Below are 24,382 nucleotides of genomic sequence, written 5' to 3'. Positions count from 1 at the left end.
AATATTTTCTTTAAAAGCGTATCTGTAACTGAACATAGCCAAGGCTGTGGTTGTAGGCTGTACTTAAGGGTACTTCTTTTTTAAACTTGTCTATAGCTAGCCCAAGCTGAAGGGCCGCATAAAAGTCATCGGCAAAAATCAGTGACACATTTGGAATGAGGGTCTTGCGGGGATTGCTGGCCAGTTTGTAATTTTCATCAAAATATTCGTACCTGCAGGAAAATTCCACCGCCCGCAATCTTCTGCTTTCATGGTTGTAACGGAGCGTTGGAAAAAAATAAAACCCCTGCATCTGGTATTCATCCAGATCAGGGCGGGCAATCTGTTTGTCGGCATTGTAGGCCATAAAGTTTGCTCCTTCCTTATATTCAGCCATTAAAAGCAGGTCGAATTTTTTCGAAAGCGGGATCTTGGCGGTAGCATCGGCTCCATAAGCTTTGCCAATACCACTGGAAGCTAAACTTCCCGAGCCTGCGTTAATGCCAATGGTAAAGTCTTTCAGCAAATCAGCTTCCAGCCTGCCATATAAGTTCTTGGTGTTATTGTCATCGGCGGGCTGGTTTTTATTGTTTCCATTGTAAACCCCGGCAAATACCTGAGTTTTCCTCCAGGAATCACGTTACCCAATACAGAAAGTCCGGTTTGAAAACTCTGCCAGCCGTTTTTTCCGAAAGCATAATATTGGTTGGAAAAGTCAAGTGTTCGGATAATATCTACTGCCATGGCATCTTCGATTCCGAAAAAAGGGCGGAACTGCCCCGCCTGAATGTGGAAATATTCATTAAGAGAATATTTGATGTAAGCATTTTCCAACACCTTGTTGGTCGGATCGCTATTAAACTCAGCCAGATTGGCCAGTATATTGGCCGAAAAATGATCATTAATATCACCCTTAACCATTACCCTGGCCCGCTTGATCATAAAGGTATTAGATATTGCCTTAGACATTGCGGGATCATAGTTTTTGCCGTTAATGTCTACGTTTTTATCCATAGAAAGCACATAACGCGTTTGCAACACGCCCGCAAAGCTGAGTTTACGTTTGTATGCAGAATAATTTTTCAGGGTGTCACTTAACCGGGTTTGGTCTTTTTGCTGTGCGGAAGCGAAAAGCATACTGCAGGCGAGTAACAGGATGATATAAAATTGTTTCATGATTACTGTTTTGAGATTTTTATCAATGCGCTTACGGTTAGCTAATTGCGCCAATCATATCTTCCGGCCTTACCCATTCATCAAATTGTTCGCTGGTGACTAACCCAAGACTGATTGCGGCTTCCTTCAGTGACTTGTTTTCCTTTAATGCGGACTTTGCAATTTTTGCAGCATTGTCATATCCGATATGCGGATTCAAAGCTGTTACAAGCATGAGAGAGGTTTCCAGGTGTTTTTTAATGCCGTCATAATTCGGGCTGATGCCCATTGCACAGTTTTCATTAAATGAACAGCAGGCATCGCCGATAAGCCGTGCAGACTGCAGAAAATTTGCGGCCATTACTGGCTTAAATACATTGAGCTGAAACTGTCCGTTGGATCCCGCAACGGTGATGGCTACATCATTGCCCATTACCTGTGCCGCAACCATCGTTACTGCCTCATTCTGCGTAGGGTTTACCTTACCGGGCATAATAGAGGAGCCGGGTTCATTTTCAGGGAGATGCAACTCGCCGATACCACACCTTGGTCCGGAGGCCAGCATCCGAATGTTATTGGCAATATGCATCAGCGATACTGCGATCTGCTTCAATGCGCCATGACTTTCTACCAGGGCATCATGAGCAGATAAAGCCTCAAATTTATTATCTGCCGTGCGGAAGGGGAAACCGGTAAATTTTGATATATATGCGGCAACGGCAACATCATACCCACCCGGCGTATTCATGCCGGTACCTACTGCGGTGCCCCCGAGTGCGATTTCGGAAAGGTGGTCTAAGGTATGGTTAAGCGCCTTAAGCCCATGATCAAGCTGGGAAACATAACCGGAGATTTCCTGGCCCAGTGTCAGGGGTGTCGCATCCATCAGGTGGGTACGGCCAATTTTCACGACATCTTTGAACTCCTCAGATTTAACATGAAGTGTATCCCTTAACTTTTCAATGCCGGGTATGGTCACATCGACCAGTATTTTATAGGCAGCAATGTGCATTGCCGTTGGGAAAGTATCGTTAGAAGACTGGGATTTATTTACATCATCATTTGGGTGAACAAACAGCTCACCTTTGCCCATTTCGTTTCCCTGCAATACATGGATTCGGTTGGAGATTACCTCATTGGCATTCATATTGGACTGAGTTCCGGAACCAGTTTGCCAGATCACAAGCGGAAATTCTCCGTAAAGCTTACCATCAGTAATCTCATCGCACACCTTTGCAATCAGATCTCGTTTTTCAGTTGAAAGTACATTTAAATCTTTATTGGCGTATGCCGCAGCTTTTTTCAGATAACCAAAAGCTTCAATAATCTCTTCGGGCATAGATGCTTCCGGACCAATCTTAAAATTATTTCGTGAACGTTCGGTCTGGGCTCCCCAGTAGCGGTTCAGAGGAACCTGAACATCGCCCATACTGTCATGCGCTGTTCTTAATGCTGGAATTTGATTTATTACTGGTTGGGTAGGCATATTGCTTGATTTAAGATATGCTGTAAAAGTGACCAGGATAATATGAGCCTGCCATGATGGCAGTCACCGGGAAAAGTGATGTGAATCAACGAAATAGCAGAAGAAATATAGCTATCACTAAATCTTCCCGGTTCACCATCTCCATTCCAGAGGACATCACGTACATAAAACATTACTAAACGGGTTATAATTAGATAATTGCCATACGAGCCGACTGTTTTTGCCGCAACCTGTTTACAATAAATTCTATAAAAAACAGCTTACCTAAAGAGGCTGAGCTAAATGACCAGGTACCGAAGTAAAGATGATGTTCATCATCCCCTTAGATAATTATCAGTACCTTGCCCTTTATGTGACGTAGGTGCGCCCATCTTGCAGGACGAAAAGAATTGCAATGCACCTGTTTGCCAAAGGGTATTATTTTATCTGTATTCACTTATCTTTCCCCAATAATCATCAAAATGAGCAAGAAAATACTGATTATTGAAGATCATAATGCGATTCGCGAAAGTATAGCAGAGATACTTAAGATGGCAAATTACACCGTTTTTGAGGCCAAAAATGGTAAGACAGGGGTCGATATGGCCCTTAGTGAACTCCCGGATATTATTTTGTGTGACATTATGATGCCTGAACTGGATGGATACGGGGTGCTTTATATACTGAATAAACATGCCGAAACTTTGGGAATCCCTTTTATTTTTCTCACCGCCAAGGCTGAATACACGGATCTGCGAAAGGGAATGGAACTGGGCGCAGATGATTATCTTATCAAACCCTTTGATGACATGGAACTCCTGAATGCAATTGATATTAGAATAAGAAAAAAGGAAGCGCAGGATAAGGTACTCCATACCGTTTCTGATGAATTCAGGATATTGGTAGCTCATACCGATGGACTCTCGGAATTTCACAAATTAATCGAAGGCAAAACAAAAAGGCGATTCAAAAAAGGACAGGTAATTTATTATGAGGGAGATTTTGGAAAAGGTCTTTATCTGGTACATAGCGGAAAGGTAAAGACGATAAAACTCGCGCAAGACGGACGGGAGCTGATGACAGGGATGCATGTTTCAGGCTCTTACATTGGGATAAATGCCATTTTGAGCGGTACGGCTTATACCGATACCTCAACTGCTGTAGAAGATAGCGAGATCTGCTTCATCCCCTTAGATCAGATGGAACTTTTACTCCTTCAATACCCGAAAGTGGCCAGGGAATTTATCAACCTCCTATCGAGTGATAACCAGGAAAAAGAGGAACAGCTACTCCAGCTGGCTTATCAATCGGTACGTAAAAAAATGGCTGGTGCCATCTTAAGATTATATCACCAGAATATACCAGAGCAAAACCCGTTTATCATTTCCAGGGAAGACCTTGCCGCTATGGCCTGTATGGCCACAGAAACAGTCAGCAGAACCCTCTCTGATTTTAAGGAAGAGAAACTAATCGATCGGATTGGAGCAAATATAACCGTACTAAATCCTGAAGGGTTATTGAAAATGAAAAATTAAAACCTAAGGGAAAAAGTTGCCCGGATATTAAATAATGGTTCTGGTGAGAAAAATGAATTTCATATCAGTAATGCTTTATATTACAACCTTGATCCTGTTGCAAACTTACCAGGTGGTGATCAAATTCATTATTTTTTTCATCACTTCAGCAAAAGCGTAAAACCGAAATCCTCGTGCATCATTGTTTTATCTTAAAAATCCAATAACGGCAATTTAAACATGCATACAAATATCACGAATATGTGATATATTTGTCGTATGGCTGAGGGTTGAGGAGCTCGTTTAAGAACGATCAGCAGCCATCTATAAACGATTGGAGGAGGGCCTCAATTCATAAAAATATAAAACTGACTAATGACAAATAACTGTTTAGACTGCAATGAAGAAACTACCGGGAAGTTTTGCAGTAATTGTAGCCAGGCAACATCAACACATAGATTTTCGTTATCACACGTTTTTAAACATGATTTTATCCACGGCATATTTCACTTCGACAAAGGCTTTTTCTACACCATAAAAGAATTATTTACCAGACCAGGCCACAGCATAATAGAATATGTACAAAGGAAAAGAGTAAAACACTTTAATTATTTTGCCACTATACTTTTATTGCTGACAATAGGCTATTTTATAAAAAAGTAGACCATCATTGAAGCAGCAGATTTATATGATAAAACAATGGTTACAGGCCTTTTTAAAGTATTAAAAAACTATTCAAAAATTACAGTTTTCCTGCACATTCCAATTATTGCTTTTGCCAGTTATTTATTCTTTAGAAGAAGCAAACAAAATTATGCAGAGAACATCGTCCTCAATATGTACCTTTTATGCGGGGTTTTTACCATTAGCCTTATTTTACCAGTCATTATGATTTTTAATGGCAACAAAGCGTTTTTGCTATCGGTAAACTATTTTCTTACGGTACTCACCTTTTTGTACATCATCATTTTTTACTATCAATATTTCTCTGTTTTTGGTTTAAAAAAGTATAAACTAATTATCCGGGTTATCCTTATTGTCGTCCTGTATCTGGCAAACAAATAACAAACAATCTTTTAAATATTATCGGACTTAAATATTTTAATCATTAACAAAAATGATACTTTCTGCCCGTAAGACTTTGCAACAGAAGAGATTGTGTATTTCAAAAGTTTGTAAACTTTCTAAGTGAACTAATCCATAGGTTATCATTTGTTGGGAAAGCTATTGCCGCTTTTAATAACTTCATTTTAAGGCATTACTTAATAGGATTGAGCATGAATACTTTCACAGTCGTTCTTTGAAGCATAATAAACAGATATTCGTCATATCTTGATCATTTGCTTTTATTCTACACAATGACAAACGTATTCAGACCTGGTAAAAACCAATACGCTCACCATTTGTTAGGTACAAACTAAAATCATAAAACAACAAAAAACAAATGGAGACGATAAAGGGAGCAGAAAAGCTAAAACAATATTTAAGTGAGGAACAGCTTAACAAGCTCCAAAAAGCCGGACAACGTTATATAGAGCAATATAATACTACGTTTACTATACAATCGGTTACCGATCAGGAAATAACGATCGAAACAACCCAAACTGAAAATACATCGGGCAAATATGCAACTGAAGCAACGCTAATCAAACGCGGACAAGACCTGTTAATAAAACTATTGCCAAATCATAAGATCATGGTCGATGCCCAACCCATTTTTCCGTCACCAACGAGCGTTGTAGACGCCAAATGGATAGACCAGCAGATGCAACAAAAGGGGATCCGCATCAAACAGATTGCCTTTGAGACAGGAATCGACCGTGATGATATTTCTAACTGGGTAACAGGTAAGCGTTCAATGGGACAGATCGTAAAGGCGATGTTTTTCTTTTACTTTTCTAGATAGATCTGGGATGTTAATATGATTTATTAACTGTAATATCTGTTTTTAAGCTTCGCGATTAATGCCTTCCATTGGTGTAGCATCAAGCCCCATGCTTACAAGCACTTAAAAATAGCCTAATGAAAGATAAACCTGATAGTTCCATCCACGATTTTACCGCAGCATTGCCATTCGATTTTATCTTTTTCTGGCGAATCGCCACACTTTTTTCACTTTTTAATGCCTTCAACTTTGAATCAAACGCTGGTTCTTCACCTTGTTACGTCATCATGCTTAAGGAACAGAGCATCAAAATAGCTAGAATAATTTTTTTCATCTTATTTCTGTTATTCAATATCGTTTTTTAAAAAATTTTCCCAGCACACACAGGCATAATGATACTTGAAGTCCTTCCTCTGTTGGCGATGTTAACCCGCAAAATTGTCCATCGATATCCAACACGGCGCTACCAGGTTCATTACCTGAATAGCCGCATGCATCATGAACGGGCACATTTCTAAAGCCGTCAGAACGAGGGCTTCGTTCCCCGGGATAGTAAAATGAAACGTGTCTTATCGTAGGCTGTGCTTCAAGGTATAAGCTAAATTGCTTCGGATGTCCCGCTCTGATAATATCCACCGAAAATAAAATCACCTGCTATATACCGGCCAGATTCATTGTCGTAATCCAACGCCGTATTCACAGTTAATCCTTAATTTTGATCACCTGAGCCCTTTCCTTCAGCAAAGATCCCAATGCACTATTCCTTTCAATTTTGCTAATTGTTATTTTACATCCTGATAGGTTACTCCCTTCCAGATATATCCTCTACTCATATTCAATGGCCTATCGGTATAAGTGGCGCTCAGTACACCGCCTTCCCTGTAATCCTTACCTAATGCAGAAACCAGGTTCTTACCCAGATCCTTTTGCCTGAGTTCAGGATTTTCAGTACTGGACTTTAGCTTAATGCTCCGTCCAGTTTACCAATCAATTCAACAAAACCAGATCATTGCCCCTTTCTCTTTTCAGTCCGGGTTACTCATTAATTATTGTACATTACTTCCCCTTGCTTTGGTTTATTAATTTTTCGATTTGCCGGGCAAGATCTTCACCCCTTAGGTTGATACCCAGCACAATACCATTTGGATCGATCAACCAATTTTGAGGTATGGCATCAACTCCGTACAGGAGCGCTGCTGCATTTTTTTTTGCTTTAAGATCAGTAACTTGTACCCATGGCATTCCGTCATCCTTGATGGCTTTAATCCAGGCATTTTTGTCGCTATCAATTGAGACCCCTAAAACCTCAAATCCTTTGGATTTTAGTGAATTATAGGCACGCAGAACATTTTTGTTTTCTGCCCGGCATGGAAAACACCAACTTGCCCAAAAATCAATTAAAACATATTTTCCCTTAAATGAAGAGAGTCTTACTACTTTTCCGGCCTGGTCATATTGCGTAAAGTCCGGTGCTTGCTTCCCAACGCCAGCACGCTGAGCTTTCTCCAGAATTTTCCCCCAACGCTGACCTTCGGCGCTGCCCTTAACTTCCTTTGTCAATACGTTATATAAAGGCTCCAATTTTTGCGCATCAACTACACCACCAAAATATTCGTCCAGCATACTTAAGGCGATCGAAGAGTTAGGATTATTTTTGATATAGTTCGGGTAGACGTCCTCGATCATACGGTGGTATATATCCGTTCCATCTGCCTGAAACCTCTTTAACATCGCGGTATCACGTAGCCTTCTGGCAGAATCCAATTTCACATCAATTTCATGCATCTTTTTAAGATAAACAGCCAATGCAGCGCGGACTTGATTATATTCCAGATTCGCTTTAGATCCTGAAACAGTTACGTCCTTAAAAGACTTACTGTGAATGAGCTGAATATGCTCTGACGGACCAACAAAGATTTTGACATCACTACCATATCGCCGGGTGCTTATTGACATCATAACCGTTTGGTCAAGATCACCCGCAAATGAATACTTACCGTTCTGGACTTTAACCGAATCTATTACCACATCCTCATTTTTCTGATAGAAACTGTAAATGTATTTGCCCTCTTTAACAAGGTCTTGCACATTTCCAAGCACCGTATATGGTTTCTTCTGTGCGTACACACCTGAACATAACAGGACTAACGCAACCAGCATTTTTAATTTTCTCATGACTTTTTAAAACTATTAGCTTCTATTGTTCCGGGTTTAATGAACTCTGGAAAGCAAGATTTTTCCGATTAATGACTTGCGAGCGGCTAGGTTAAGTTGAGCGATAGCCCTCTTCAATTCTTCATCAGTAAGCTTCCACCGCAGGTATTTATAGATGATATAAGCGTTAATATCAGAATCAGGATTTTGGACAAGCCAGGCTTTTGCCAGCTCGGTTTTTTTAGCATCCGCTAACGGAAAAGTTTCAGATGATCTTCTGACAAAACCTGTATCAGCCATAGCGCCGTCGTAAGAACCAGTTTTACCGGCAAGTATAATAAGTGTATCGGTTTGCCGGTTTTGCAAGGCCAGGATAGGGTCGTTTTGTATGATACGGTCGAATTTTAACCAATCTTTCATGTAATTCGTCTGTCCCGTCAATTCAGCTGCTTTTAAATTTCCACGTTTACCTGCTAACTTCACCGTGCCCGAGTCAAGATATAAAACGCGGTGCTCGGGGCTTTTACCTACCAAGCCTACTCTAAGTACATATAGCCCTGCGCCTGGCAGTTTGGTATCGAGTATAAACCGATCTGTACTAACTGAAGCCGTATCATTGAATTTTACGTTCATCATATCGGATAAAATAACTTTGGTATCCCCAGTTAATCCAGCAAGTGTGCCTTCAAACTTCAGGTTCTGCGCTGAAGCGTATAGTGAAACCGACATCGCAATTGCAAATAATGAATATTTCATAATTGAAAAAATAATTTAAATAGGTTATTTACGGGCATACTTAGAAATGATATCATTAAGCATCGCTTCTGTTAGTAGAAAACCATTGCCGCTATACCGCACAATTCCATCCGGATCCATAAGTAACATTTGAGGTATGCCCTGAATTTTATAATCTTTCCAGGCTTTAGGTTTCTGCATCATACTGTAAAATTCAATTGGAACCCCCGCTTGCAAAGTATAAACCTCACCCGGCGCCTCATCTGTTGTTGCGGCGATAAATACCACCTGGTCTTTATATTTTCTGTGTAATTCATTGATGTGCGGAAAACCTGCGATGCATGGTTTACAACTCGGACCCCAAAAATCCAAAGCAACGAACTTACCCTTCATGTCCGGCACTTCGGACAACCATTCCTCTACTTTTAATAAAGGGGCTTTCATGCCTACTGCCATCGTGTCTATAGCAATAGATGAGGCCGTAGTTTGTTTTTTCGTTCCAGCGGCAACCTTTTTAGTTTGCCCAAATGTATATCCTGAAATAAGTAAGATAGCCATTGTAAAAATTACTTTTGTTTTCATCATAATAGATTTAGATTATTATTTCTTAGGGTATTTTATTTGACAGGAATACTGAATTCAACCTCTCCGGGGGGCAGGCATTGTTTGTCGTTACAAACCATAAACTCGACCTTGCCGCTTACTATGGGCTTCCTGGATTTCAATTTTACTTTTTGCTGGAAAATTGCAGAACTCTCAAAATAACTGACCTCCATCATAAAAACAGGTTCAAACTTTTTCACTGGTTTTGGTTCCGCGGTTCTGCCAAGCAATGCATATGATGATGCTGAAGCAAAATGGAACGAGGTGGCCACCGGCCCTCCTTCCCCAACTGTTTGAGAATAAAGATGCCAGCCCTGTTGAAGATTTGCCTTAATGTAAATTATAGCTTCAGTACTGCTTATGCGTTTGGACGAATAACTCCAGGTAATGGGTTTTAAAATCTGGGTGTATGCGCTCAGGCAAGATGACCAGATCAGCGCAAATAATAAAATGTATTTTTTCATTCTTTATAAATAGTGTAGAGTTAATAAATATTATGCTCCGGATAGCTGTTTCAAACTAATGGTAATGAAACAGACTAAAAACTCCGTCTGAAAGCGGAAAAAATTCCGCTGCCAGACGAAGTTAGGTCTCCGGGTATTTGTTAGTCGTTTTCTATTAATTGCGGATGCTGGTCCATCAATTTTTTTCCAAATTTTAACACCAGATTTTTAGGAGCAAAAGTTAAGGTCTCAACTGCGTTGCCACTTGCGTCATAAATTTTATGCGAATAGGAAACTGAATTCCGATAGGCCTCCACTTGGTCAGTAGATAACCTCCGCATATCATACCAGCGCATCCCTTTCAACGCGAATTCCCTGATCCGCTCCTGCAAAATAAACAGCACAAGATTTTGCTGTGAGGCAGCAACAACTGATGGGACTTCAACTTCATCCTCTGGCATGCGGTTTTTACGCAGTATTTCAAGGTCTGACTTTGCACCCGCTAAATCATTCGCCCGTGCTTTAAGTTCAGCCCTCATCAGGTACATATCTGGCAGGCTGATTCCTACCTCTGCCTCAAATCTTGGATATCGTCTCACTCCTTCAGAAAATACAACGTCACCAAACAATTCCTGGTTTGAATATATTTTCAGTCTATAGTCGTTTTTGCTGTAGAGCGCCCCGGTTTCCGGAGTGGTCACAAATGTATTAGCAGAGCCAATGTTAAAAGAGTTCATACTCACATTATATATGCTCTCCAGATCTTCATTAAGAGTAGCTAATGGCATAAGTTCCGGACCAAAACCGTCAGGTCCCAACGGTAACCAGCTTCCATTGGTACCCAAGGTCTCGTTATAGTTATATAACATAGGAACCCTTGTTGAATTGCTTAAAGCACTGAATGAATTATCGAGGTGTACCCTCGCCTGCTGGTAATTGTGCATATACAGGTATGTCCGTGCCAAAAGTGCTTCCGCAGCTGCTTTAGACATTTTTCCAGTGTGGGCAAAGGGCTTGGTTAGATTCGGGATGGCTTCAGTCAGATCCTTAATAATAAAGTCATAGACTTCCTGGACTGTAGCCCTTTTGTACGAAGTATTTGTCACATCAGCATCTGTAATAATCGGAACCCCCAAATCAGTCACAGCGCTCCCATTATTATAGGGTTTTCCGAATTCATTTACAAAAAGCAGGTGACAGAGCGCTCTTCCCCCTTTTGCCTCGGCCATGATTTGCAGCTTTTGTTGATCCGTGCCACCTTTCGACTGCATCACCTCTGCAATAATCTTATTGAAAACATAATTTTGTGTAAGATAATCCATTTCAGGTAGTTGATCGGGTAGTAAAGCGCTACTGCTATACTCAAATAACCGTTGCCTGTAGACATCAGCTCCATTGAAATAATCATTTTGTGCGGCCACTTCGTCGCCGAGAAATGAGATGGCACTTGAAGCGCTGATCCTGGCAGTATTAAGCAAGGATTCGTAATCTTTTGTATCTTGTGCAACGATCGCCCCTTTGGGCTCCACTTCTAAAAACTCTTTCTTACACGCGGTCAGTGTTACCGATAGCGCAGCAAGAAAAAAGAAAATATATTGTCTGCTAAAATTATACATAGTTAAACTTCTTTAAAATCTAAAATGAAACATGTGCACCCAAAGTAAACGTACCCTGACCTGTGCGTACCGTTCTGCCTGACCCGTAAATGCCGGCGTTCTGGAATTCCGGATCTATTCCAAATTTGTTTGCTTTCCAGAGCATTAAATTCGAAAGCTGCGCACGGAATGTAATTCCCCGCACCTTCAGGTGATCAGCTATATGTTGAGAAAGGCGATAGGCAAGTGTAATGTCTCTGACCTTTACAAATGAAGCATCAAAAACGTTGGTATTGGCAGCTGTATAGTATTGAAGATTTCTTAATCTATTGTTCCTGCTAGAAGCAGTATAACGTGGGATATCTGTTTTCGCTTCATCACCAGGGACCTTCCATCTGTTGGCGAAATCACTGTGCACATTGTTGTACATCGGCCCGCTCCAAAATCCATTTACATCTTTCAGCATCACATGGCCGAGGTTGTAAACCAGATTGACCTTAAGCGACAAACCTTTATAGCTGAAAGTATTTGAAAGACCCCCGGCCCAAACCGGCTGAGTGGTACCCATATATTTTACATCTGCCGCGGTATTGATTTCCGGATTGCTTGTAATAGTACCATCGGCAAGTCTGATCTGTGGATTACCCTGGTTATTGAGCCCAACATAATCAAACGCAAATTGCGCGAAAGCCGGGTAACCTTCTACATAACGCTGGCTGATCATCCCTGTGCCGGTTGTGATATTTCCTAACAGGGAAAGACGTTTCACTTTGCTCTTGTTATATCCAAGGGTAAAGCCCGCATTCCAGGAAAAATCCTTTGTCACCACATTTACAGATGTTAAACTAATTTCAAATCCTTTATTATCAATGGCTCCGAGGTTCCCGATTACAGTTTTGTAACCGGAAAACGGACTTACCGGTAAATTGCCCAATAAATCTGTCGTATTTTTTATGTATCCGTCAACCGAGCCGAATAATATTCCTTCAAACAGTGCAAAATCAACGCCCACATTCTTGATAACTGTACTTTCCCAGCTGAGTTTGTCATTACCAGGCGTACCGATAAGTAAACCTCTACCAGTAACATAGTATGGGCCGGAGGCAGGATTTAAGATGTCGTAGGAAGCAGCGGTTCCCGGCTGTGGAGCATTTCCTGCAATACCATATGTTGCTCTCAGGTCTAAACGTGACAACCACGTAATGTCCTTCATAAAGGTTTCCTCACTAAGCAGCCACTTACCCCCAACACTCCATACAGGTCTATTCTGTGCTGATTTGTCGGTACCGAAGAGGTTACTTTGATCATTTCTCCAGCTACCGTTCAAGGTATAGCGGCCGAGATAACTGTAACTAAGGTTGGCGTAATAGGAACTTGTTCTGATCGTTGCGGATTGCCCTCCCGTAAAATTTTCAGCTAAAAAAGTCGAGGCATTGGTTATCGTATTTTCTTCAAGGCCCTCGTTCAACGTTTTATAATCGATTGGCTGGCCCGTCTGTAATTTATCGTCCCATCCCCTGACAATAGTTTGGCTCGATCGCCCAAACTGTGAGGTTGCCTCCTGACCTGCAAGTACTGTAAGCTGGTGTTTGTTCCAGTTTTGATCAAAAACAAACTGGTTACGAAGGGAGTAATTCTTTTGGTACAGGTTACTTTCTGTTAGCCTGCCACCAGAGGAAGGAAGGTAATAAACCGGTGCTTCGCCTGGCAAGGCAACAGTAAAGTCCAGCAATTCCCTGCGCACCGCATAGGCTCCCGCATCCAGAAAATTAGTGCTGTTACCAGATAAGATGTTATAGCCATAATTACCTTCAAACCTTAGGTTTTTAAGTATCTTTACGGTTCCTCCTCCAACAATTCTACTGTATATCTGGTCGCTTTTATTGTAGCCCATATCGCGTTCATTCAGGGGATTGTACTCCAGATTGATCCCGCTCCGGTTTTGATAATCAAGGCGTCTGGCATCGCTGTATCCGAGACCTTCGTATTCACCCATATGGTTAATGGTAAGCGGATTGCCATTTGCATCTTGAAACAACTGGTAGGGCACCAGGCTATTGCTTAATCCAATGTCGTTCGGTGAAGATTTAAGGTTATTACTGATGTCAGTTATTAAAAAAAGTGAAACTCTTTTGTTAAGCTCAAGATCCTGGCGAAGGTTAATTTTGTACAAATCATCTTTTTGACCGGGTTGATTTGACCTTGTTCCCGTGTAGCTTGCTGATCCGTAAAAAGAATATGCTTTACCTCCACCGGATGCTGACAGGGTCTGATTGGTTAGCATGCCGTTACGGTAAAATAAATCTTTGACCTGTGAGCGGTTGTCTATTGAGGCCAGGCTATCCAGGCTTTTACTCCTTTGTGCAGGAGAAAGCAGGTTATTATACTGAATGACCTGATGCGGCCTCAGGGCATTCAGTATTGAGGCTTGACTAAAAGGATAGCTGACTTTGCTTTCCTCAAATACCTCGTTAGCTGCCTGAATGAACTGTCTGCTGTTCAAGCGCTGCAAGTAATCGAGATCAGGTTTACCCTGGAAATTGACAAAGCCATCGTACTCAAATTTCAAAGGTTGTCCGGCTTTACCTTTTTTTGTAGTGATTACTATAACACCGTTTGCTGCACGGGTTCCCCATATAGAAGCCGAGGTAGCATCTTTTAAGACAGTTACATCTTCAACATCCTGCGTATTGATTGCTGAAATGTTATCCTGCGGTACACCATCTACAACAATTAGAGGCCCGCGGCTTGCTCCGCCTGAAGTTGGGTTGCCAAAAGAATCGTAAAGGCCAATTGTCGCTAAGCCACGGATCAGAAATGGGTTCTGAGTTGAACCTGGGGAATTATTCACCACCAGTCCGGGTACGAGTCCGTCGAGCCTTGAAAGGATGTTGGCGCTTCCTGAGCGGTTTTTCATAATATCAAGGTCAGGCTTGGAAAACGAACCCGCGCTCCTCTCCCTTGAAACTTGCTGATATCCTGTATTAAATTTTATTTCGACGTCCTCCAGTTTTCCTGTTGAAGGTTGCATTTTTATAGTCCCTAGGTCCTTGGCTGCATTACGTTTTATCGGCTCATAGCCGATAAAAGCAATAAATATCGTGGCATTGTCACTTACGTCTTGCAAATAAAACTCTCCCTTATCATTGGTGGTTGTCCTGGTTTTTGAATCTTCAATAAATATTGTTGCTCCTGCCAAAGGTTTTCCATTTTCATCTACAACCTTTCCACGGACATCGATACGCTCAAGTACAGCAATCATCTTATCTATCAGGGTAGGTTCGTCTTGCTTTTTTATGGTTATAATTTTACCATCAATCGTATAAGTTAATGATGAGCCGGCAAGCACTCTTTTCAGCGCTTCATTGATGTCTGCGTTTTTTAAACTTATATCAATCGATTTTTTTTGGGGAATAATTTTTCCCTCATAAAAGAAATCATATTGGCTTTGCTTCCTGATATCTTTCAGGAGCGACTCCAAAGAAGCATTTTTTCGGTTGATGGTAATTTGCTGGCCAAAGGAAGCTGCGCTAACCTGCAAAATGGATGCTATTAATATTACGGTGGTTAAGCGCATAATCAGCATGAGTTTTGGATAGGGAGATGCGTACGTTCTCCCGTATCTGTTAGAAATTTTATACATTTGTTTAGTTTGGTTTATGTACAGCACACCTAACTTTCGACGGGGAGGTTGCTGTAGTTGATATATAGTTATTCCAAGCTTTTCCAGTTCCAACAATGTTGGGGCTGGTTTCTTTTTTGAGTTATTATAGTAGATTTTTGTGCATGTTGGTTGGTTTAGGTGAATACTTAGGTTTATTATATCATCTTTTAGTTCTAAAAGGATAATTGCGCTTCATCTTTTTGTTCATCACCCCTTTCCCGCATCTCAACAACAAATTCAACATTTTCTTTTTGATCGAAGAAAAACGCTGCAGGCAGTTCAATACCGCAGGCCGAAGCCTGATGATAAATATGATACGGTTCTTTTAGCGTGTCATGTAGTTTGATCTGATAGCTTAAAGGTGCAATCTTTTCACTGCGGAAATTGCAGAAAGCGGGGTGATTATCCTGTGCAAATGCTGAAAATGCCAATTGGCGAATGATTATAAAGAAAATGTATCTTTTCATATTTTTCAGTTTTTAACTATTTACTTACATAGATTTTTCGCCCTTCTACCTTAAACTTAACCAGGCCAGAAGCTTCTATAGATTTGAGTACTGTTGATAAGGGCTTATCTCTTGATATCCAGCCCCCAGATTCCATATTATCGGGAACATTTTCATCATAAACAATTTCCATATTGTACCATCTGGCAATTTTTCTCATGGCTATTTTAAAATCTATATGGTTTAGATAAAAATCACCATTTTTCCAATCCACCACATCGTCCAAATCAACTTTCCGTACTTCCATAGTACCGGATTTATTTATTGCCTGCTCACCCGGCTTAATTATTTTTAACGAGCCGCCAGCTGTCACCTTAACCGAACCTTCCAGTAAGGTTGTCGCAATTCCAGGTTCGTCTTTATAGCTATTCACGTTAAAATGTGTTCCTAATACCTCTACTTCCTGATTAGCTGTTTGTACAATAAAAGGATGGACTTTGTCCTTAAAAATTTCAAAATAAGCTTCGCCTTCAAGCTTTACCCTTCGCTTCCCATGCTCGTTCAGGCTGGCAGAGTAGGTTAAGCTTGAGGCCGCGTTAAGCCAGACTTTACTTTTATCAGGTAATGTTAAGATGTAGGTTTCTCCTTTGGCGGTGCTTAATGTATTAATCTGATCTGGATTGTTAATTGTTTCTTTGATTTCATAAACAAGCTGTCCGTCTGCTGTTTTAGTTATACTAATACCAGCCTCTTTAGCAATTTCACCATTGGTAGCATCAGAAAGTTTAATCTTTTTACCATTTGCTAAAGTCAGGGTCGCACCAAAAGATCCGGGATTTCTATCCTGTGCCGCAAAAACATCATTTTGAGTATGCTTATCATTTTTGTAATTAAAGAAGTAAAGACCTAAAACCATTAAAGCAATGGCGGCGGCAATACCAGTCATACGCGGCCATAGTTTTATAAATCTCGCGGTAACAGGTTTTTCTTTAGCATATATTAAATCCAGAAAATTTCGTTGCTCGGATTCGCTAAGCTCTTCTCCTTTAATCTGCTGTTCAAAGGCCTGACCAATTAAATTTTTGATTTCGGCATCATAAAAAGGATCATTAACATAGTCCCATAATTCTGACTGTTCTAAATCTGAAGCAGAATTATCAAGATAAAGTTTAAGTAATTCCCGAAGCCGTATATTATTCATTGCATATCAATATTATCACCATGTTAAGACAACTTAACATATTAATAACATTGACCCGTAACTCAATTGTTACGGGGTATCAGGGGAAAAAAAATTATGCAAAAGATTGATTTTCAGGTTATTTAATTTAAAATAAAAACAACCCACGCATTTGATGCCCTTATCCAGCTCTTCTTGCGAACGGAGTAAAAGCATAACTTATGATCTGAAAAGACTGACAATGAAAACGGTATATGCAACTGCATGTTTTTTGAAATGTGCCCTGATCTTTTTTAGCGCATCCTTCATATAAGAATGAACGGTTTGGGGAGAAATACCCATTTTAACTGCCGCCTCGTCGTATTTCATACCTTCCTGATGACAAAGTACATATACCATCCTTTGCTGGGGAGACAATGTTTCAATCGCCTTATTCAGTATATTTTCCGCCTCCCGGTAATCCAGCTCATTGTCTGTAGAATCACTTGTGTTACTAGTCTTCAACCTATAGACTTCATTAGATTTGATTTCCTGAGAAAGCCGACGAAGCGCATTAAAACACTGATGACGTACTATTGTGTTTAAATAAGCACCAAAGGTCTCCAGAGCCTGTAGCTTTTCTCTACCTAACCATATTTTCAAAAAAACGTCCTGAACAATTTCTTTAGCCAAATCATCAGAACGAGTTATCTTTTTACTGAACGCGAGAACGTACTTATGGTAGTTTTTGAACAGGATTTCAAAAGCATGTTTATCACCCCCAGCTATTTCAGCAAGTATTTCAGCTTCGTTATCCAGAGGTTTGACCGACATATAATAGTTATTATGATGTAAATTTACCGCTTTTTAAGCGCAATAATACTCAATTTCATAATAAAGACTATAATTAATTCTGATTTCCATCTGTTAAAATGTAATTTTCAAAGATACCCCTAATTAAAAGTAATTTTGAGATTTTTAAACGGTACAGCCTGATCTTAAAGCTTTTTAAGTGAAATAATATTCCAATTTATAATACAGATTATAATTGGTTCTGATTTCTATCCTTCAAAATGATTAGGAACAATTTAGCTTCTGACGCTCGATAGAATAACAAATTATTACCTATCAAATAATTATCTGTGGAATCGTTAAGGGTTAAACATACCATTCCGTGGGGTATAAAACACCGATTTGTGTGACTAATTGTTATAAAAATTATTTTACATCAGTAAGTTAGTTTAGTCAAAAAGTGTCGTAAAATTCATACTTCTATTACCCGGACTCATTGGTCAGGAGCCAGTAATATCCTATAAAAGACAGGAGACAAAGGTGGTCCGGATCGGGTCAGGATGACTTACTATATTCTGCCCTGATTACACTAAGGGTTTGCTGGGTGATGCCCAGGTAGGAAGCAATATGACCTAAGGGCGCACGCAGCAGTATATTGGGATAGGTTTCAAGCAGGTTCTGATATCTTTCCTGAGCCGTCTGGAATTTTATAGCATGCAACTGGTTGGCTAGTTCCTTGATGGTCAACACCGCTAAAAAGCGGGAAAAACGCTGAAGCCTTACATCGGTATCCAGGTAATTTTCCACCAGCGAGAAATCAACGCTGCGTATGGTACAGTTTTCAAGCGAAACGAGGTTGTACTGGTAATATTGGTTTAAAAATACATTTTCAATAGGTGTATAGACGGAAGATTCCTGCAGGAACAGTTGGGTAATATCCTTTCCGTCCCTGAAATAGTAAAGTCTCATTAAACCGCTTTCGAGATAAAAGAACTTTTTTGATCGGCTTCCTTCCCTGAGCAGTTCGCGCCCCTTCGGTAACTCTTCAGTATCAAACAGCTTATCTAATAGCTCTATTGTGTCACCCGGCAGTCCTGCCTCTTCCCTTAAATATTCGACAAGCTTCATATATTTTTTTTGCCAATAATAGTAAAAATCCCTGGCCACTTCAAATAGCCCGGACGTTAACTACCCTATTCTAATTCATGGTACTTTTTATTTAGTTATTCGAAGATGTCAGTAACAAATCTATCTTTATTCTCCACCTCTTCTTCCCAAAGCCTTGATGAAGTTTCGAAATCCAATCCGATGATCTCCTGGTAGATCTTTACCAGTGTTTCCCGCATGGCAGGTCCCATATACCTTCCATCACCACAGAGATAGATCTTTGCCCCATTTTCAAACAGCCTTTTTACTTCTTGCCGGTGTTTCCATAAGCTATGCTGTACATAAGCTATATCATTATCCAAAGCGGCAGAAAATGCGGGATGAACATTCACAATACCTTCGTTTTCCCAGTTTTGCAATTGCTCCTTGTAAAGAAAGTCCACGTTTTCCGCACGGCAGCCGAAAAAGAGCAGCATTTCTCCTATGGTTTTACCGTTCGCTTTTTCAAGGGCACGTTCCTGGATGAAGCCCCTGAATGGTGCTATGCCACTTCCGGCCGCGATCATGATGACAGGTGTACTTAGCTCCTTAGGCAAATGAAACGCTTCCGGCGATTTTCTAACCTGCACCGTAACGTTTGCACCAACTGGTAGCGCGGACAAATAATGCGATGCAGTTCCCCGGTAATTTCCTATACCTGAAAGGGCCGGCGCATCGACAACGGCTACGGTTATGGTGCAATGCTTGTCGTTCCATAATGGAGAGGACGAGATGGAATACCTGCGGCTTTTCATGGCGGGCAGCATTTCAAGCAGCACTTCAAATGGAAGTTCGCAGGCGGGGTTCAGCTTCAGGATCGTTGCAAGGCTTAATCTTTTTCCCAGCACCTCGGCTTTATAAATGTCATCCGCAGCATATTGTTCCAGTCGCATTTTTTCCGGCGGGCAAATCGTATAGTCCGCCAGTTTTCTGATTTGTTTCTGGGTGGCTACCTGGTTGAGTTCTACGTATTGGCTCAAAAGTTCGCCTACTGCAACGGGGTACCCTTTGGGCAGATGGGTATAAGCGCTTTCGGTATGGATGATCACTTGGGTATGATAATCAAAATGAAACCTTTTGAGTAGTTCATCAACCTTTTCTTTTGCATTCAGCGGCAATATCGCCAGATAATCGCCTGCACGGTAACCCATGCCTTCAGGCAGCGCTATTTCGATGTGTTTTTTAGAGCGGGCATTGGGTGAGGACATATTGACCAGTTCTTCGTTGACGATGACGATGCCCTGCTTCATTTCCTTTTCGTTTAACATTACAGCAGGCATGTCCCTGGCCAGTTCAACCCTGTATTTATTTATATCAGCCTGTTCGTTTACCTCCAATGAAAAAAGACCAGCAAGACCGGGCCAGAACTGCTCATACCATCTGTCAAAATCCCCGAAAAGATCATTTTTTGCGTCTGCTTCGCCACGGGGCAGCACGCGTATAGCTCCAAGTTCACTCAAACGGTTGTCTATATAGGTTGGTACAGCCTGATAGGTTCTCGTCCAATCTTTATTGCCACATCCGAACACTGCATACTGAACGCCCCGTAAACTGTCATCAGCTTGTTCCGTTTTTAACCAGGCGACGAATTTCCTGGCATTGTCCGGTGGAAGTCCTTCGTAAGAAGCGGTCACAATAATGACAGCACCGCTGGCCGGCAGGTTCGCTGAGAAGCTGTCCAGTGAAGCAATCCTTGCATCATAGCCCTGCTCCGTGGCATCGGTGGATATCCTGTAAGCGAAATCCTGGCATGTACCGCTGTTGGAACCAAAGAGCACCAACAATGGTGTATGATGAGGCGGAACAGAAGCTTTCCCTGTCGGTTGTTCTGCTTTTCCACCGCCCTCAGCCGGCGAATGATTGGCAGTTGCAGCTTTTGGCGTTCGCTTTTTTGCTTTGATAAAGAATCCGTCCGGTTTAAGCGTGAGGGTTTCTTTTACCTTGAGCTGATAGTTCGGGTCGGCCTGGGACAGTTCAAAGTTTTGAAGGATCATGGAAAGCACCAGGGTGGCTTCCTGCATAGCAAAAGGTCTGCCGATGCAGGCACGCTGGCCGTTGCCAAAAGGTTTATATACATTGGCCGGCAGTTTGTTGAAATTATCAGTTTCAAATCTTTCTGGCTCAAAGGCTTCCACGTCTCCTTCCCAGACTTTGCTGTTTCGGTGCAGCGACGGCAGCAGCACCAGGACGGAATGTTCTTTCCTGATCTCATAGGTATTACCGATAATGGTATTTTCATAAGGATAAAGGCCGAACAATGGTGCGGTGGGCCACAGGCGGAGGCTTTCTTTCAAAACCTGGTCAATGTAGTCCAATTGTTTCAGCTGTTCAAAACGGGGCGTCTCATTTCCTAAAACCTGATCCACCTGCTCCTGCGCCTTCCTCAATTTTTCCGGATTTTTCAGCAGCAGATAGATAGCGAACGACAACAGACCGCTGGTCGTTTCATGGCCGGCAATAAGGAAGGTAATCATCTGGTTAGTGATGTTAGCATCATCAAGGCCTTCTCCGGTTACCGGGTCTTTCCCCGTCAACATTTGGGTCAGCAGGTCTTTGGGCCATTGCTGAGGTGCAAGTGCCCTGCGGTCTTTGATGATATCGGCAGCAACGTATGTTAGCAGTTCAATCTCCCTTTCGTATTCTCTTTTAGTAATGACCTTAAGTTTGTTAACAATCGGAAGCCTTCTGACATGCAGGCTGGCTTCATGCAGGGTATTCACCATTGCATCAACAAACGGATGCATCTCAATGCTGTAAAAGCTGTTAAACCGATAGTCGAATGCGCAGAGTGCAATAGTATCCAGGGTAAGCCTTGTCATATTATCGGGCACATCAAACAAGGTTTGTGTGCCCATCCTTTCCCACTTTTGTACCAGTTGCTGGGCTACATCCAGCATCTGGGGGAACATGGTCTTAATTGCACCCGGGCCAAAGGCCGGAACAAGGATTCTGTGCGCTTTTTCCCAGTTGCTTTCGTGGGTGTAAGCAGTAAATAGCCCGTCTCCCCCTATGTCACGGAGCTTATGGAGTGGTTTATGTACTTTTTTGTCAAATCTTGATTCGTCACAGACTTCGTTTACCAGATCGGGATCACTCAGGATGATCACGGTTTGGTCTCCCAGTTGCATTTTATAGATCCCGCCATATTCTTTGGCCAGGCGCATCATGCTTTGGATCGGTGCTTCGGTGTCAAGTTCCGGGAGGTTCTTCAACACCGGATATAGTTTTGGCTGGGGAATGGGCTTAATCATATTCAATTTCTTTATTACCTTGCAAAGGTCCGGACAAGAAGCAGTAGAATTTTTAAGATATCTTAAAAAACATTAGTGACTCTACAAATCCTTGCCACCATTTTTGGAGGAGTTTTAGCTCCATTCGTTTCTTTCGAATATGGTCACCTATAGATACTGGCTCTTTGGGATAGGAAAAAGGTATTGGTTTTTTCAAGCGTCTTTGTATCCTGGCTATTCAGCACTACATCGTAATCTTTTAGAATGGTTTCAAAATCATCCTTTCTGTAATCGATCAGTACATCTGCTCCAAGATCTTTGAGCATGTTCTATTCATAATTATAAATTTTATATTTTATACTTTTTAGTATATTTTTAAACAAAAAAAGTTACCATTTTTCATAAGTAGCCAATTCTGCTTTCAAAATATACAAAAGGTTCAGATTAGAAACCGGCCTATATCAACGCATGAGTCCTTTTATAAAAATAGAGGAGAATGCCCTCGCATTCTTATATAGAAGAAGATGTTCCTGATGACTGGCAGGAGTTAATGCTTGTTTATGAAATAAGTAATTTAACAATATCCCTTGCATGCAACTAAAATAGAGTCTTACTACTTTGTTTATATTTGTTTTTTTAATTTCCATACTTCTTTCAGCGGCTTGAAATACTCTATTCAAAAAATCCATATGAATCGACTTAACTTCTTCAAATCTGCCTTGTAAAATTTTATCCTTAGGCTTAAAAAAAAGATCAATTGTGTACCCAAGCAATTCATAGCGCCTAAACAGCTTGCCCTGCATCTGTATCACTTCATCTAAAATCCGTTCTAATGACTGGTTTTGAGATATGGTATGCAACAGATGAAAATATTCAGTGAAAATTTGCTCAAGGACCGCCCTGACCAAATGATTCTTGTTATTAAAATAGTAATATAACGTCGGCTTAGTGAGGGCTAAATCCTCCGCTATATCTTCCATTGTGGTCTTCGCGATTCCATAGCGCATGAAACGTTTAGTCGCCGCCAAAACTATTTCCTGACTTTTTTCTTTGTTCATTTTCAGCCTATGAGGTTTCCTAATCCCAAAAACCTATGCTTTTGGAACCAGGATGCCACTTACTTTGAGGGAACTATCTTCGAGGTGATGTAATTGTAAACAGCTACCTTAACATAAAAATCAGAAAAGGCAGTAGCAACAGTACTCGAAGCCTGCTGGTAGGCTGCTTGCGCATCCAATACATCAGAAATTGTAGCCAGCCCTGATTTATAATTATCCTGATTTACCTTCAAGTTCTCCGTTGCAAGTTCAAGATTATCTTTGGCAAAGGAAATCTGAACCAGCTGATCTTTCACGTCATACCAATAGCGAGTAATTCCTATTTTTATCTGATTCTGACCATCCAGAAAATCGTTTTTAGCAATTTGCTCACTGATCTTACGCTGCGCAACTTTTTGCTTCCCCCTGCCCCAAAGACCGCTGGATATAGGAACACTGAAAGTAACCAACCCTGCCGGTGCGAAATTGCTTCCCAGGCCACTGTTAATGGAGCCAATCTGTGAAGCACTAACGCCAAGGGCCAAAGTAGGACGGTTATCTCCTCTGGTCAGCCGGGTCTGTAATACCTCAGCCTTTATTCTTTTATCAAGCAGAACGTAATTTGGATTTTGAGAGATATTGGTATCCGGACAAAGTGCCAGCATCGTTGGCATGGTTTTATTATCCAGATTATCCTGCATGACCAATAATGAATCAAATACAAGGCCGGTATACATAGAGAAATCCAGCAAAGCAACCCGTCTGCCATTTTCAAGCTTGCTTTTATTTACCAATAATTCGCTGAGCTGAACTTTAACTTTAAGCAGATCATTTCGGGCGATTAATCCGGCGTTGAGCATATCTTTTTGCATTTTTAGTACTGCGTTCAGTAAAGTTTCGTTAACAGAAAGCGTTTTCTGCTGTTCCTGAATGTTTACCAGGTTCCAGTATTTTTGCTCAGTTAACAGGATTACAGAATCGAGTGATTGTTTTTTTCTGATTCGGCTTACTTCGAGTTGCAGCGCAGCAAGCTCGTTTCCTGTTTTGATCTTTCCACCGGCATACAGGATTTCTGTTCCCGTTACACCAACCAGGTAAACATTGCTTATGCTTTGATTTAGCAAAGGAGGCATAGCAGCTACTAAATCCTTGAAGCCATATAAGCCAAGGCCTGTACCGCTAACAGAAGGGAGGTAATCAGACTTTGCTGCAGCAACATCTGTTTTGGAAGAATTTATTCTCAGTTCACTGTTTTTAAGTGAATAACTGTAAGCTATTGCAGCTTGCTTACTTTGTTCCAGAGAAACAGTGTGGGTCTGGGCAGTTGCGCTCAGAAATCCGACAAAGGTGATATAATATAATAAAAATTTCATGGTATTA

General features: G+C 41.2%; 22 protein-coding genes. 5 read left to right on the top strand and 17 right to left on the bottom strand.

Annotated features, from left to right (window positions below):
• Nucleotides 1–10: 10 nt before the first annotated feature.
• The 3 genes from FFJ24_RS04680 to fumC are packed head-to-tail and all read right to left on the bottom strand — an operon-like array spanning nt 11 to nt 2,620.
• Nucleotides 11–505 (bottom strand): hypothetical protein, encoded by a 495-nt coding sequence (locus FFJ24_RS04680; RefSeq protein ID WP_138823013.1) that lies wholly within the window; start codon nt 503–505, stop codon nt 11–13.
• Nucleotides 499–1,155 (bottom strand): porin, encoded by a 657-nt coding sequence (locus tag FFJ24_RS04675; protein WP_138823011.1) that lies wholly within the window; start codon nt 1,153–1,155, stop codon nt 499–501. The genes FFJ24_RS04680 and FFJ24_RS04675 overlap by 7 nt, the downstream gene beginning before the upstream one ends.
• A gap of 37 nt (nt 1,156–1,192) precedes the next feature.
• Complete coding sequence (gene fumC / locus FFJ24_RS04670) at nt 1,193–2,620, bottom strand: class II fumarate hydratase (protein ID WP_138823009.1); 1,428 nt, start codon at nt 2,618–2,620, stop codon at nt 1,193–1,195.
• A gap of 461 nt (nt 2,621–3,081) precedes the next feature.
• On the opposite strand from fumC, the gene FFJ24_RS04665 reads away from it, so the two are divergent.
• The 5 genes from FFJ24_RS04665 to FFJ24_RS04650 all read left to right on the top strand — a co-directional run bounded on the left by FFJ24_RS04665 (nt 3,082) and on the right by FFJ24_RS04650 (nt 6,363).
• Nucleotides 3,082–4,134 (top strand): response regulator, encoded by a 1,053-nt coding sequence (locus FFJ24_RS04665; protein ID WP_138823007.1) that lies wholly within the window; start codon nt 3,082–3,084, stop codon nt 4,132–4,134.
• A 354-nt stretch (nt 4,135–4,488) separates the two neighbouring features.
• Entirely contained in the window at nt 4,489–4,776 is a 288-nt protein-coding gene (locus FFJ24_RS26720) for a DUF3667 domain-containing protein (protein ID WP_210419459.1), read from the top strand.
• Nucleotides 4,777–4,812: 36 nt separating this feature from the next.
• A complete protein-coding gene (locus tag FFJ24_RS26280; protein WP_210419458.1) occupies nt 4,813–5,178 on the top strand; it encodes a hypothetical protein in 366 nt (121 codons plus the stop codon).
• 379 nt (nt 5,179–5,557) lie between these two features.
• Nucleotides 5,558–6,019: a helix-turn-helix transcriptional regulator gene (locus FFJ24_RS04655; protein ID WP_138823005.1), complete on the top strand. Its 462-nt coding sequence runs from the start codon at nt 5,558–5,560 to the stop codon at nt 6,017–6,019.
• A 116-nt stretch (nt 6,020–6,135) separates the two neighbouring features.
• On the top strand, nt 6,136–6,363 hold the full coding sequence (locus tag FFJ24_RS04650; protein ID WP_138823003.1) for a hypothetical protein: 228 nt from the start codon (nt 6,136–6,138) through the stop codon (nt 6,361–6,363).
• 691 nt (nt 6,364–7,054) lie between these two features.
• Here FFJ24_RS04650 and FFJ24_RS04645 read toward each other — a convergent pair.
• From FFJ24_RS04645 to FFJ24_RS04575, 14 genes are all read right to left on the bottom strand, one after another.
• Nucleotides 7,055–8,173, bottom strand: coding sequence for a TlpA disulfide reductase family protein (locus FFJ24_RS04645; protein ID WP_138823001.1), 1,119 nt, complete (start codon nt 8,171–8,173; stop codon nt 7,055–7,057).
• 36 nt (nt 8,174–8,209) lie between these two features.
• Nucleotides 8,210–8,908 carry a DUF4369 domain-containing protein gene (locus FFJ24_RS04640; protein ID WP_138822999.1) on the bottom strand — a complete coding sequence of 233 codons (699 nt, stop codon included), beginning with the start codon at nt 8,906–8,908 and terminating at the stop codon, nt 8,210–8,212.
• A gap of 24 nt (nt 8,909–8,932) precedes the next feature.
• A complete protein-coding gene (locus FFJ24_RS04635) occupies nt 8,933–9,472 on the bottom strand; it encodes a TlpA disulfide reductase family protein (RefSeq protein WP_138822997.1) in 540 nt (179 codons plus the stop codon).
• A 32-nt stretch (nt 9,473–9,504) separates the two neighbouring features.
• A complete protein-coding gene (locus tag FFJ24_RS04630; RefSeq protein ID WP_138822995.1) occupies nt 9,505–9,954 on the bottom strand; it encodes a protein-disulfide reductase DsbD domain-containing protein in 450 nt (149 codons plus the stop codon).
• Between the two features lie 140 nt (nt 9,955–10,094).
• On the bottom strand, nt 10,095–11,549 hold the full coding sequence (locus FFJ24_RS04625; protein ID WP_138822993.1) for a RagB/SusD family nutrient uptake outer membrane protein: 1,455 nt from the start codon (nt 11,547–11,549) through the stop codon (nt 10,095–10,097).
• A 19-nt stretch (nt 11,550–11,568) separates the two neighbouring features.
• On the bottom strand, nt 11,569–15,171 hold the full coding sequence (locus FFJ24_RS04620; RefSeq protein ID WP_138822991.1) for a SusC/RagA family TonB-linked outer membrane protein: 3,603 nt from the start codon (nt 15,169–15,171) through the stop codon (nt 11,569–11,571).
• Between the two features lie 194 nt (nt 15,172–15,365).
• Nucleotides 15,366–15,659: a hypothetical protein gene (locus FFJ24_RS04615; RefSeq protein ID WP_138822989.1), complete on the bottom strand. Its 294-nt coding sequence runs from the start codon at nt 15,657–15,659 to the stop codon at nt 15,366–15,368.
• Nucleotides 15,660–15,675: 16 nt separating this feature from the next.
• A complete protein-coding gene (locus FFJ24_RS04610; RefSeq protein ID WP_138822987.1) occupies nt 15,676–16,839 on the bottom strand; it encodes a FecR family protein in 1,164 nt (387 codons plus the stop codon).
• Between the two features lie 198 nt (nt 16,840–17,037).
• Complete coding sequence (locus FFJ24_RS04605; protein ID WP_138822985.1) at nt 17,038–17,631, bottom strand: RNA polymerase sigma factor; 594 nt, start codon at nt 17,629–17,631, stop codon at nt 17,038–17,040.
• Between the two features lie 513 nt (nt 17,632–18,144).
• Nucleotides 18,145–18,717, bottom strand: coding sequence for a Crp/Fnr family transcriptional regulator (locus FFJ24_RS04600; protein ID WP_138822983.1), 573 nt, complete (start codon nt 18,715–18,717; stop codon nt 18,145–18,147).
• Nucleotides 18,718–18,812: 95 nt separating this feature from the next.
• A complete protein-coding gene (locus tag FFJ24_RS04595; protein WP_138822981.1) occupies nt 18,813–21,986 on the bottom strand; it encodes a bifunctional cytochrome P450/NADPH--P450 reductase in 3,174 nt (1,057 codons plus the stop codon).
• A gap of 143 nt (nt 21,987–22,129) precedes the next feature.
• Nucleotides 22,130–22,291 carry a hypothetical protein gene (locus tag FFJ24_RS04585; protein WP_246862737.1) on the bottom strand — a complete coding sequence of 54 codons (162 nt, stop codon included), beginning with the start codon at nt 22,289–22,291 and terminating at the stop codon, nt 22,130–22,132.
• Between the two features lie 135 nt (nt 22,292–22,426).
• A complete protein-coding gene (locus tag FFJ24_RS04580; protein WP_138822979.1) occupies nt 22,427–23,023 on the bottom strand; it encodes a TetR/AcrR family transcriptional regulator in 597 nt (198 codons plus the stop codon).
• Between the two features lie 59 nt (nt 23,024–23,082).
• Entirely contained in the window at nt 23,083–24,375 is a 1,293-nt protein-coding gene (locus tag FFJ24_RS04575) for a TolC family protein (protein ID WP_138822977.1), read from the bottom strand.
• Nucleotides 24,376–24,382: the final 7 nt, after the last annotated feature.

Source organism: Pedobacter sp. KBS0701 (assembly GCF_005938645.2).
Classification (GTDB): Bacteria; Bacteroidota; Bacteroidia; order Sphingobacteriales; family Sphingobacteriaceae; genus Pedobacter.
Note: the sequence above shows the minus strand (reverse complement) of the source record. Positions and strands in the feature narration are given on the sequence as shown.